This window comes from Chryseobacterium rhizoplanae, assembly GCF_900182655.1.
GTDB lineage: Bacteria > Bacteroidota > Bacteroidia > Flavobacteriales > Weeksellaceae > Chryseobacterium > Chryseobacterium rhizoplanae.
This window is the reverse complement of sequence record NZ_FXTC01000008.1, coordinates 189,819-202,178: the sequence shown is the minus strand read 5'-3', so window position 1 is coordinate 202,178 and position 12,360 is coordinate 189,819. Positions and strand designations below refer to the sequence as shown.

Here is a 12,360-nt window from a genome sequence, read left to right as displayed (position 1 = left end):
AATATTATGAAAACCTCGTAAAACGCGAGGTTTTTTAATTAAAAAGCTCCACTAATCTCTATATTTGCCCCATGAAAAGATTAATGCTGCTGTACGTACTTTTTCCTGTATTCGTATTTTCACAGACGACTGGAAAAGTGATCAAAATTTCAGACGGAGATACCATTACTTTACTGTTAAAAGGCAATCAGCAAAAAAAGCTGAGGTTAGCTGAAGTCGATTGTCCGGAAAGCGGGCAGGCATTTGGGAAAAATGCCAAACAGTTTACTTCTGCCCAGGTATTTGGAAAAACGGTAAGCTTTGTTGAGACGAACACGGACCGCTATGGGAGATCTATTGCAAAGGTTTATTATGATGATGGAAAATACCTTTCCAAAGAGCTTATCAAAGCAGGAATGGGATGGTGGTATTTTTCTTACTCCAAAGATGCTTCTTTAGGTAAAATTCAGGAAAATGCACAATATAGAAAAGTCGGTCTCTGGCAGGATGCAAATGCTGTTGCACCCTGGGATTATCGTAAAATGAAGCGTGAGCTTAGAAATAATAAGAAAATCGAGGCTGCTAAAACTGGTGTAAAAATAAAAGGAGTAGCATAAACCTTTGTTGGAACGCCTGAAGCTGGAAATTAATTAATATGTAGGCTGACAGTAACTTCCATCTTCAGGCTCCCCGCTTCCAGCATTTCATCTATCCCCCTTTCTTCTTTACAAAAAGATAAAAACTTGTAGCCATGAAGGTAAAAATGGCAGCGATATTACAATAATCCATTCTTTCGAAAGCAATATTTTCGTTCATGAAGTTTTCCATTGATTTGTAACCTCCTGTGTAAATTAAAAAATCTGCAAATGATTTTTGATGGATAATCGTTGCAAAAAGCAGCATGAATACCCCGAACCCGATAGGATAAATGAAATTTTTGAAGAGAAGACTTAAAGTCAATTGTACCATCGCAATCGCAGAAAGAGTAATAAAAAACTTCAGAAAGACATAAAATATTACCTCCCTGAAATCATAGTTCTGGAATCCAAGCTGTGGAAAGGCAATTCCCAGAAGATATCCGCTCAGCAAAAACGTGAGGTAAGAAAAAAGCACAGAAAAGAAAACCGTGATCTGGATAAACAGAGCTTTTGAAAGAAATATTTTAGTCTTTGAAACAGGAAGGGTAAAAAGAATTTTATAATTATTGTTCCGGTATTCCACATCACAGCAGGCATGTACAAAAAGAGATACCAGAATAGGGTAGAGGAGATAGAAAAACATAAATACAGTTCTTCCCAATGACATTTTCCAGGGATTTACTGTTCCCTCAGATTCTTGCACTCCGGAACGGAGTACATCATACACTATGTACAGATCAATCGCAAAGATGATCAGAACAGGAAGCAGCAGAATCCCGAAAATCTCTTTGTTTTTCGAGAGTTTATACTGCTCGGATGAAAAAGCTTTTAAAAAAGTATTGGTATTAGTCATGTTTTTTAGAAATTAAATTAATGAAGATCTGCTCAAGATTCGTACTTTGAGACTCTATGTCATAAATCTCAATTCCATTTTGGATCAGCGTTGTGAGAAGTCCGTTGAATTCTCTATCATCGTTGATTTTTGTTTAGTCGAAAATAATACCAGAAGAAAAATGGTGTCAATTCGTCTTATTTTTCCATATTCCGGGAAATACATAATCAGGATGAGTCTGAAAAAATAAAAACTATCTCAAAAATGCGACAGCATCCCGATTTTTTAATCGGGATGCTCTATCTTGTCTGATCTTGCTGCATGGAGTTATTAAACACAAAAAAACTCACAATGAAAATTGTGAGTTTTAAGTGAGCGCGAAAGGATTTGAACCCTTGCCGTCCCGATTAAAAAATCGGGATGCTCTATCTTATCTGATCTTACTGCATGGAGTTATTAAACACAAAAAAACTCACAATGAAAATTGTGAGTTTTAAGTGAGCGCGAAAGGATTCGAACCTTTGACCGTCTGCTTAGAAGGCAGATGCTCTATCCAGCTGAGCTACGCACCCATTAAGTAGTTTTGAGAAAACTACTAAAACAGTCGGGGCGGCAGGATTCGAACCTGCGACCTCCTGGTCCCAAACCAGGCGCGATGACCGGACTACGCTACGCCCCGAATATATAGAAGAGCGGAGGGTAAGGGATTCGAACCCTTGCGACACTTTCGCGTCGACAGTTTAGCAAACTGCTCCGTTAACCACTCCGGCAACCCTCCTTTTTGTTGATTTTTTAATGATCGTTGTTCCGTTATTGCGAGTGCAAATATAGAATAGATTTCTTTATTTACCAAATAAAATTCAAGAAAAATTTGTGTATTTTTGAAGTAATAAATCATCCAAAAACCAAACTGATGCGTAAAACATTATATATCATCGGATTAAGCACTTTTGTTTTTTCATGTACTTCTCAACAAAATGTAAAAAAAAATACATACAAACCGAAAACCCCGGTAACACAGGTGAAACCGACGGTTCAGACAACCCCTCCGGTTGCTCCGAAACCCAAAGTAGTATCTGATCATGGAGTAGATTTTTTTACTACTAATATAGCAGACCCAACAAAAAATGACAATACCGCAAGTTATGGCTCTATTGTATCTGCAAAACCGGCAGGATATAAAGTTGTAAAGACTTATTTCCCTGCAGTAGCCCAAAACTTCAGACAGCGATATTTAATATTACATTATACCGCTCTTGCAGATGATAAATCGATTACTGTTCTTACCCAGCAGGCGGTGAGTGCCCATTATCTGGTAAACAATACAGGAGATAACGAGATCTATCAGTTGGTAGACGAAAATAAAAGAGCATACCATGCAGGCGTAAGTTCATGGAGGAATGACAAAAACCTTAATGATACCTCTATCGGTATTGAAATTGTAAATGCCGGCTATACTACAGATAGTACCGGTAAAAGAACATTCGCTCCTTTTAGTGATGACCAGGTAAAAAAAGTGGCTGCATTGGTTAAAGATATTGTGACAAGATATCAGATTCAGCCTACTTATGTACTTGCTCATTCAGATATTGCTCCTACAAGAAAACAGGATCCCGGACCTATGTTCCCATGGAAAAAGCTGTATGACGAATACCAGATTGGGATGTGGTATGATGAAGCAGCCAAGCAGACTTATCTTGAGGCGGCGCAGGCAGATATTACCGCAAAATATAATGAATCCAGCTTTATTTTCCTTATTCAGACTTCACTACAGAAATTCGGATACGGGCTGGATCTTAGCGGAACATGGGATGATGCTACCAAAAAAACAATTGAAGCATTTCAGTACCACTTCCGTCCGCAGAATTATGACGGAATCATGGATGCCGAAACATGGGCAATACTGCAAGCTTTAAATCAAAAATATCCGGTAAAATAATTCAAATTAAAGCGCATCGGTTAGATGCGTTTTTGCTATCTTTAAACGATCAAAAACAGTAAAATATCTGTAATGGAAAATTTCAGGAAAGAAAGTGATCTATTAGGCGAACTGAATGTGCCTTTAGATGCTTATTATGGGGTTCAGACACAAAGAGCTATCAACAATTTTAAAATTTCAGGACAGCTTTTGTCTTCATATCCGGATTTCATAAAAGGGTTGGCTTTTGTAAAAAAAGCAGCCGCAAAAACCAATTATGAATTAGGACTTCTGGACGAAAACCTATATTTTAAAATAGCAGAAGCGTGTGATGAAATTGTAGACGGGAAATATCATGACCAGTTTCCGGTAGATATGATTCAGGGTGGGGCAGGAACCTCCATCAACATGAATGCAAATGAAGTAATTGCCAATATCGTATTGGAGAAATTAGGAAAAAATAAAGGAGAATACGAATTCTGTTCACCCAATGACCATATCAACCTTTCCCAGTCCACCAACGATGCTTATCCTACAGCCATCAAAATGGGATTGCTGCAGATGAATATCGGGCTGGTAGAAAAGCTTGAAAAAATTATTGCTGCATTCCGTGCAAAAGGACAGGAGTTTCATGATGTGATCAAAATGGGCCGTACACAGCTTCAGGATGCCGTTCCGATGACTTTGGGACAGGAGTTTGAAGCCTATGCTGCTACGTTGGAAGAAGATATTTCTAAACTGAATAACAATGCCAGTCTTTTTGTAGAAGTGAACATGGGGGCAACAGCTATCGGTACAGGATTAAATGCTCCTGTAGGATATGCCACACTTTGTGCTAAAAACTTAGCTCAGATTACAGGATACCCAATTGTTTCAGCACCGGATTTAGTGGAAGCAACACCAGATACAGGATCTTATGTAATTTACTCTTCAGCAACCAAACGTCTTGCCGTGAAATTATCAAAAATCTGTAACGATTTAAGATTACTTTCATCAGGTCCGAGAGCAGGTCTTTTTGAAATCAACCTTCCGCCAATGCAGCCGGGATCCTCTATCATGCCGGGTAAAGTAAATCCGGTAATTCCGGAAGTGGTCAACCAGGTTTGTTTCAAAGTATTCGGGAATGATCTTACCGTAACTTTTGCAGCAGAAGCAGGACAATTACAGCTTAACGTAATGGAGCCGGTACTTTCTCATGCGATCATGGAAAATATCAATTTCCTTTGCAACGCATTAGATACCCTTCGTGAAAAATGTGTGGTTGGAATTACTGCCAATAAAGAAATCTGTCTGAATATGGTGAAACACAGCATCGGTATTGTAACAGCTTTGAACCCTTATATCGGGTACAAACAATCTACACAGATTGCCAAAGAAGCATTGGAAACCGGAAAAAGTGTTTACAACCTCGTTCTTGAAAAAGGAATTCTTTCCCAGGAGAAACTGGACGAAATCCTTGATCCGAAAAATATGCTGAAACCGCATAACAAATAAAATCTTTAAACGATGAGTAATCAATGATAATTGATGTCTTAAAAAGCTTTTTATCATTGATTATTCATCATTAATCACTTATAATTCCCGTGAGGTTTTTAATTATAATTCCTGCCCATAACGAAGAAGATAACCTCTCCTTTACACTGGATTCTTTACAAAAGCAAAGCAGCAAAGATTTCAAAGTAGTGGTAGTGAATGACGGTTCTGTAGATAGAACCCCTGAAATCATCAGGAAATATACCAGGACTGATTCCCGTTTTGAAACGATTAATCTTCAGAAATCTGAACATCAGCCGGGATCGAAAGTCGTTCATGCTTTTAAAAATGGTCTCCGGACTCAACCGATGGATGAATTTGATATCATCTGTAAATTTGATGCCGATATCATCCTTCCGGAAAACTATCTGTCAGCAGTAGAAAAAGCTTTTGCAAACAATCCGGAATATGGTCTCGTAGGAGGTCTTTTATACATAGAAAAAGACGGAAACTGGATCTATGAAGGAAATTCCAATAAACATCATGTAAGAGGCCCTATGAAAGCTTACCGTAAAGAATGTTTCATTCAGATTGGTGGTTTAAGAGAGACATTGGGATGGGATAATATAGATTCCATACTGCTGGAAAATCTGGGGTGGAAGGAAGTTGTTCTTCCGGAACTCCATGTGAAGCTGATTAAAGTAAAAGGAGCCGATTACACCATACGGCCAGCGGATTATTATGGCAGGTATTTTTATTTCTTAGGCCTGAACAGGTTTCTGGCTTATGTTGCTTCTTCAAAAGAAGCGATGAAAAGCAAGTCTCCATCATTTTTCTTTGACATTATCAATTCCTATGAAAATTGCAGATCAAAAAAAATGGAGCTTAAAATTACAAAAGAAGAGCAAAAAGCTGTTAATGATCAACGTTGGAGAATGCTGAAGAAAAAATGGCTGAAAATGTAAAAAACATAACTTATTATTTGTAAAATCAATAGGAATGGGCTTTAGCCCGTTTAATCAAAAAATAAAATCCATCGGCTTTAGCCGAAACTTAAGAATGTAACTTCCATTAATCCGTGAAAAAAATAGCTTACATAGAAATAGATACCCACGCAGAAATTGCTCAGGCCTTCATGGATATTATGAAAGGTTCTCAGGATTTTGCTGTAGACTATTATTTTTCAAAAAGAATTAAAGATCAGATCATTGATAGCAATGAAAATGTTTTCCTGTCAGACAGTTCTATGATTCTGGATCAGTTGAAGGGAAAAGGATATGACCTGGTTGTAATTGGAACTGTGCATCGTTATTTTAATACATTTTTAGCAGTAACAAAAAAGTACAATACAGCCATCATTACCCATAATCTTAATTTTACAAAAGCTTCAAAACTGAACCTGCTGAAAAGTATCTTCAAAGGAGATGTTATTTTCAGACTTAAATTATGGTTGAAAGAAGGTCTGTTTTACAAAACCAAAGTTTATCAGACATCCGGATCTCTTTTTGTGCTGGATGAAGCTTTGACTTCAGAAAGACATCAGTTTTTGCCGCTGTTTTATACCAGAGATTTTGATAAAGCAAGAAATGAAAACCTTGTAGTGGTAATTCCAGGTGGTGTTTCACAGAAGAGAAGGAATTATACTTATATTTTAAAAACCATTCAGGATTTGAATACAGATAAACGTTATGAGTTTGTATTCCTTGGAAAAGCAAAGGATCATGAATTAAAGAAACTAGAACAACTGTCTCAAAGAGTGCCTGAAAATATCAGTATTACTTATTTCTCCGAAAGGATTTCCTCTGAAAACTTTGAAAAATGGATGCAGAAAGCAGATGTCCTGTGGTGTCCGATTCAGCAGGATACAGAGTTTTTCAGCATGAAAGAAACATATGGGGTAACTAAAATGACGGGAAACCTTGGTGATGCTGTCGCTTACGGAAAATTGGCTGTTTTTCCGGGAAATTATCCTTCAAAACTAGATTTTATCATTCCTGAAAAAGGAAATATTATTGAACAGTTGACGACCTTATCAGAAACTCCTTTTGATTTTTATAAAACTTACAGCAGAGAAGTGGTGCAGAAAAAACTGGAACAATTCTTAATCGGTCTGATATAGGTTTTTAAAGTAAATGTCTTTGCTTTCTTCGTAAAAACCTATTTAATCTTAAATACACTCTTGATAAACTTCATATTCAGATAGTCTTCAATGGGGAATATTTTGGTGAAGTAATTTCCGATGTAGATCAGGATCAGAACAACTGCCGGTTTATAAACCAGGTTAATCAGATTGCTGTTGAAGTTGGGAAGAACAATAGCCACGGTAATTGCCAACGTACAGATAATGGAAACAAAAATCATTTCAATACTCAACGGTGAAACTTTAAATACAAAATAGTTGAAAATAATCTTCACAACATTGTAAATGGAAAGAGAAATAGCCGTAGATAAAGCAATTCCGATCAGTTTAAGGTCTGTGTTTTTAATGAAATAATAGTTAAGTCCAATAGTCAGTCCGGCCAGTAAAAGCATCACCAGAATATTGAATCTGTAATATTTTGAAAGCGAAATAATATTTCCGTTGAAGCCTGTTGCCAGATCTATCAGCACAGCAGAACCCCAGATCCATACTACAGGCTCATATTCTCTGAGCATCGTTCCGTTTTTGGGCATAAATTGTGTCAGATAGGGGAATCCAACCATGATGCATGAGAATAGAACAGCACCAAGGAAATATAACGTTAAAGATGTTTTCTTGTGAAACCTGTCCAGCTCTACCATATCTCTGTCTGCCAGAGTTTTGTTGATGATAGGAGCGGAGATATTAAATAATCCAAGCTGTGGAATAGAGATTAATGAGATCAGGGCATACAACACGGAATAGATTCCTACCTCTTCCATTCCCATAAATTCCCCGATCATAAAGCTGTTGATGGCCAGGTAATTTCCAAAAGTTCCCAGAAATCCGAAGAAACTGTAATTGAAGAATTCTTTCCAGAAATTATTTTTCTTAAAATAATCCGTATTAAAATCAAGTTTGATTTTCTCCAGTTTGTTAGTATAATAAATATACCCCAAAAGCATTAAAAAGAATATTCCAAAAAAGAATGCAAAAGCAATTTTCTGTGATGTTGCAGCAGTAATATTCTGTGATAAGGCAAAGAAAAAGAGGCAGAAAGCTCCCAGGTTTGCAATTTTCGGAAACAGATTGTCGAAAATATTAGAAACCACAATTCTTTTATAATTGGAGGTGTATTTATTGAAAATAGCACAAAACGAAAGAATTAAAACCAGCGGAAGAATCATTTCTTTGATCTTCCATGCTTCCGAGTGTCTGAATTTTGGATAAAAATAGGGAAGTATAAAAAATACAACCGTGAAAATAAGAAAATTGATAAAAACAGTGAGCAACGATAATGAGAGCATGTTTTGTTTTTTGCCATCTCTTTCTACCGTGTGAAAAAACTTCACGTTGGAATAGGAAATTCCCAGGACTACAAAAGGAACCAGCATCTCTGCGGTAGGAAGAATGTAGCGAAGCTTTCCGTAAAATTCAAAATCATTCGGAAATATGAATATTGCGGAAACTGTGCCCAGCAAAAAACCAATATAACCGATAATGGAATATTTGAAGCCTTGTCTCGCTACTACACTCATAAAGTCGTTTTAAATGTTTTTAGGTATAAAAATAATATTGTTGATGTACTGGGTTTTATTTTTTTCGTCGTTTGTATTTTGTGTTATGATATCCTCTGTAAGATTTTCCAGGGTAAAGCTGTTTCTGTTCAGATATTTTGCTTCATATCCCCAGCTCATTACTTCAGATATTTCATTCCATATCGGAGTCTGGTGGTGTCTTTGTTCCATTTCAACCATCAAAGTCGGTTTGAATTGTCTGATGGTCCCTCTCGCTCCTGAAAGGGTTTTTATTTCGTTTCCTTCAACATCTATTTTGATAAAATCAAGCCTTTTGAAATGTTCCAGTGCAGCCCATTCATCCAGTTTGATTACTTTTACTTTTTCCGTATAGCTTTTTTCTTCTCCTTTTTCTTTGTAAGAAGTGTTTAAAGTACCGCGGGAAGCAACTGTTTTTCCGTTAATAATGGGTACTTTGAACTCGGCAATACTGTTTTCATCAGAAAGAGCCAGAGGAAAGACATGCATGGCTGGAAACAGTCTTTTCAATCGTCTGCAAAGCTTTTTATTAGGTTCAAAACCATAAATATTATCATGGTTCAATGAGTTTTCCAACTGGTACAGGAAAGTTCCTACATTCGCCCCAATGTCCAATATGACAGCATTTTTAGGAAGGTATTCTTTGATCCATACCAGTTCCGGTTCTACATTACGTTCCGAAAAATTATTTTTGTTAAGATTATTTAACGTTTTAAAATATCTTTTTTTGTAGAAATTCGGACTTATATATTGTAGTTTCTCTGCGATTTTTTGGTATAAAGACATCGTATGCGTTTTGACGAACAGCAAAGATAAGCAAAAATGTAAAACTTTTCTTAAAAAATGTTAAATATAATAAGTTGATTTTCAATAGTTATCTTTGGTTTCTGTTTTTGTAATCTATTGCTTTTAATGGATTTTACATTTGTCACAGAGGCATTTTTATCCCCCGGACTTTTGTAAATTATTCAGAACCAGAAGGCTTAATTATCTTTGAAATCTGTGATGTCTGTGGAGGAAACATCTGTTTTTCAGGATCAATTAAAGAAAAGGAGTGTTCAGGAAATCATTGAATGGTTTCATCAGCTTGAAAACTTTAGTCATATTTTTCACTGCATTTTTATCCAGTACCTCCTCGTCTTTTAAAGAATATACTACAATAAAGTTTTTAAGTTTCAGATATTCTCCCATAGGATCTTCTTTTTCGAAACCTTGCGGGATTTTTTTCAGTTTGTCGTCCTGGTCAAGTTCCGGGAAGTGCTTTTTGAAATCTTTATTATTGAGAATTTTGAGGAAATCATCACCGTATAACGATATTTCTTTGCGTACTTCTTTCAGAACTGAAGATTCAGGCATATAAATTCCTCCGGCTAAAAAGGATTTTCCGGGTTCCATGTGAAGATAGTAACCACCTTTCTGATTGCCTTTTCCCATTCCCAGAGAAGCTCCGAAATTAGTTTTATAAGGCGACTTATCTTTTGAAAATCGCGTGTCTCTGTAAATTCTGAACAGCGCTTTTTTACTGTCAATTTTAGCAAGTTCTTCATCAAAACCAGACATCTCTTTAATCAGTTCATCCAAAAATGAAACAACATTTTGCTGAGATTCTGTATACAGGTTTTTATTTTCATTAAACCACTCCCGGTTATTGTTTTTATTTAATTTGTTTAAAAAATCAAATGTTTTAGAAGAAATGCTTGCAGACATATTGTGTGAGGTGTTTTTATTGTTGTTAAGTGAGATTATAAAGGCTTCTCAACCCCGAATCCCGAATCTCATAACTCAAATTTACAAAAACTATTCATATCTCAATGCCTCAATAGGATCAAGTTTTGAAGCTTTCAACGCAGGATAATACCCGAAAAATACTCCCGTCACGGCACATACGATAAAAGAAACAATAATGGAAGATTCCGTAATAAAAGTAGGCCACGAAAGGAAAAAAGTAACCAGTTCTGAAGACAGAATGCCTAAAAGTACTCCAAGAATTCCACCAGTGATACTGATCAACACTGCTTCAATAAGAAACTGGTACAGGATGTCTTTTCCTCTGGCACCGATAGACATTCTCAGCCCGATTTCTTTGGTTCGTTCCGTAACGGACACATACATAATATTCATAATTCCGATTCCTCCTACAATAAGCGAAATACCGGCAATAGCAGATAACAGAACTGTCAGAAGCTGGCTGGTAGAACTCATGGTAGAAATAAGTTCAGCCTGAGTTCTTACACTGAAATCGTCATTGCTTCCGTCGACAGGAAGTTTATGTTGCTTTCTCAAAATTTCTGAAACCTGATCGGTAGCCTGCTGTGAAGTGTTTTCACTCGAAGAAGATGCATAAATGGTCTGAACATAGGTGATTCCTAAAAATCTTCTCTGAACAGTATTGAACGGCGCGATAATGACATCGTCCTGATCCTGCCCAAATGCATTAGACCCTTTTGGGGCCAGGATTCCAATAACTTTCATGGGGACTTTATTGAATCTGATAACGGCTCCTACAGGATCTTCGCCATTGGGAAATAAATTATTGTAAACCGTTTGTCCTAAAAGACAGACCTTATTGGAAGATGACACATCTTTTCTGGTGAAAGAGTTGCCATTCGCAATGCTCCAGTCTCTGATGCTGAAATATTCTTCATTCACACCCTGTAATTGAGTAGGCCAGTTATTAGGCCCGTTGATAGACTGTCCATTTGTCTGTACAGCAGGAGAGACATAAGAAACATCAGGAGCTCCCTTTGAAATAGCGTCTGCATCCTGTGGTCTCAGTGTCTGTAATCCCGAAGCCCCGATTCTGGCCCCTCCTGAAACATTCACATTACTGGACGGACGTATGGTGATCATATTGGAGCCCATAGAAGAAAGCTGATCACTGATACTTTTTTTTGAACCTTCTCCAATGGCTGTCATTGCAATTACCGAAGCCACACCGATAATAATACCAAGCATGGTTAAGAATGCACGAAGCTTATTCCGTAAAAGGGCTTTCCAGGCAATTCTGAAGAGGTTTGAGAGGTTCATTGTAATAAAATTTTTAGTTTAAAACTATTTGTAATCATCGTTTACCGGAAGGTTTTCAAGAGCTTTTCTGGCAGATTTGATATGATCATTATTAACATCTTTAATGACTTTTCCATCCCGAAGAGTCACTGTTCTGCTGCTGAAAGTGGCAATATCAGGTTCATGAGTCACAAAAACGATAGTTCGTCCCTGATGGTGAAGATCCTGCATAAGTGCCATAATTTCATAGGAAGTTCTGGTATCCAGGTTTCCGGTGGCTTCATCCGCCAGAATCATTACAGGTTCGTTTACCAAAGCTCTGGCAATGGCAACTCTTTGCTGCTGTCCTCCGGACATCTGATTGGGAAGATGATCAATCCTGCTTTCAAGTTTTACCGCAGTCAGAGCCTGTATAGCTCTTTTGTGTCTTTCTTCAGTAGATATTTTTGAGTTATAAAGAAGTGGAAGCTCTACATTTTCTTTTGCTGTGGTTCTTGGAAGAAGGTTATAAGACTGAAATACAAAACCGATTTTTTGATTTCTGAGAACAGCAAGCTCATCGCGGTCAAGATTCTTAATATTAACCCCATCCAGGCTATAATCACCTCCAGACGGTTTATCCAGGCATCCAATAATATTAAGCAGGGTAGATTTTCCGGAACCGCTGCTTCCCATAATAGTCACGAATTCGCCTTTCTCTACTGTGAATGTTACACCCTTCAGTGCATGAACAACTTCTTCACCCATCTTGAATTCTCTTTTCAGATCTGTGATCTCCAGAATTTTTTCTGCCATGACTTTTTGTTTTTAGGTTTGCTAGTTGCTAGTTGCTAGTTGCT

The 12,360-nt window shown here is 37.2% G+C and carries 11 protein-coding genes and 3 tRNA genes; 5 read left to right on the top strand and 9 right to left on the bottom strand.

Going from position 1 to position 12,360, the window contains the following annotated elements:
- The first annotated feature begins 71 nt into the window (after positions 1-71).
- On the top strand, positions 72-596 hold the full coding sequence (locus FN817_RS17505; RefSeq protein WP_142719061.1) for a thermonuclease family protein: 525 nt from the start codon (positions 72-74) through the stop codon (positions 594-596).
- Between the two features lie 91 nt (positions 597-687).
- Here the strand turns inward: FN817_RS17505 and FN817_RS17500 are convergent, their stop codons facing one another.
- The 4 genes from FN817_RS17500 to FN817_RS17485 form a co-directional block, all read right to left on the bottom strand.
- Positions 688-1,470 carry an ABC transporter permease gene (locus FN817_RS17500; RefSeq protein WP_142719060.1) on the bottom strand — a complete coding sequence of 261 codons (783 nt, stop codon included), beginning with the start codon at positions 1,468-1,470 and terminating at the stop codon, positions 688-690.
- A 477-nt stretch (positions 1,471-1,947) separates the two neighbouring features.
- Positions 1,948-2,021: transfer RNA gene (locus FN817_RS17495), tRNA-Arg, on the bottom strand.
- A 32-nt stretch (positions 2,022-2,053) separates the two neighbouring features.
- Positions 2,054-2,128, bottom strand: a tRNA-Pro gene (locus FN817_RS17490).
- Positions 2,129-2,142: 14 nt separating this feature from the next.
- A tRNA-Ser gene (locus FN817_RS17485) sits at positions 2,143-2,227 on the bottom strand.
- A 135-nt stretch (positions 2,228-2,362) separates the two neighbouring features.
- Between FN817_RS17485 and FN817_RS17480 the strand changes: the two genes are divergently transcribed.
- From FN817_RS17480 to FN817_RS17465, 4 genes are all read left to right on the top strand, one after another.
- Positions 2,363-3,388: an N-acetylmuramoyl-L-alanine amidase gene (locus FN817_RS17480; protein ID WP_142719059.1), complete on the top strand. Its 1,026-nt coding sequence runs from the start codon at positions 2,363-2,365 to the stop codon at positions 3,386-3,388.
- A gap of 72 nt (positions 3,389-3,460) precedes the next feature.
- Complete coding sequence (gene aspA, locus FN817_RS17475; RefSeq protein ID WP_047420623.1) at positions 3,461-4,861, top strand: aspartate ammonia-lyase; 1,401 nt, start codon at positions 3,461-3,463, stop codon at positions 4,859-4,861.
- Positions 4,862-4,950: 89 nt separating this feature from the next.
- Positions 4,951-5,805: a glycosyltransferase gene (locus FN817_RS17470; RefSeq protein WP_142719058.1), complete on the top strand. Its 855-nt coding sequence runs from the start codon at positions 4,951-4,953 to the stop codon at positions 5,803-5,805.
- A 113-nt stretch (positions 5,806-5,918) separates the two neighbouring features.
- Positions 5,919-6,959: a hypothetical protein gene (locus tag FN817_RS17465; RefSeq protein ID WP_142719057.1), complete on the top strand. Its 1,041-nt coding sequence runs from the start codon at positions 5,919-5,921 to the stop codon at positions 6,957-6,959.
- Between the two features lie 38 nt (positions 6,960-6,997).
- On the opposite strand, the gene FN817_RS17460 is transcribed toward FN817_RS17465, so the two are convergent.
- The 5 genes from FN817_RS17460 to FN817_RS17440 all read right to left on the bottom strand — a co-directional run bounded on the left by FN817_RS17460 (position 6,998) and on the right by FN817_RS17440 (position 12,316).
- Entirely contained in the window at positions 6,998-8,497 is a 1,500-nt protein-coding gene (locus FN817_RS17460) for a lipopolysaccharide biosynthesis protein (protein WP_142719056.1), read from the bottom strand.
- Between the two features lie 9 nt (positions 8,498-8,506).
- Positions 8,507-9,301: an FkbM family methyltransferase gene (locus FN817_RS17455; protein ID WP_142719055.1), complete on the bottom strand. Its 795-nt coding sequence runs from the start codon at positions 9,299-9,301 to the stop codon at positions 8,507-8,509.
- Between the two features lie 255 nt (positions 9,302-9,556).
- The gene (locus FN817_RS17450; protein ID WP_047420628.1) at positions 9,557-10,222 is read right to left on the bottom strand and encodes a DUF2461 domain-containing protein; all 666 of its coding nucleotides are present in this window, start codon (positions 10,220-10,222) and stop codon (positions 9,557-9,559) included.
- Positions 10,223-10,312: 90 nt separating this feature from the next.
- Entirely contained in the window at positions 10,313-11,542 is a 1,230-nt protein-coding gene (locus tag FN817_RS17445) for an ABC transporter permease (protein ID WP_142719054.1), read from the bottom strand.
- 24 nt (positions 11,543-11,566) lie between these two features.
- Positions 11,567-12,316: an ABC transporter ATP-binding protein gene (locus FN817_RS17440; protein WP_142719053.1), complete on the bottom strand. Its 750-nt coding sequence runs from the start codon at positions 12,314-12,316 to the stop codon at positions 11,567-11,569.
- Positions 12,317-12,360: the final 44 nt, after the last annotated feature.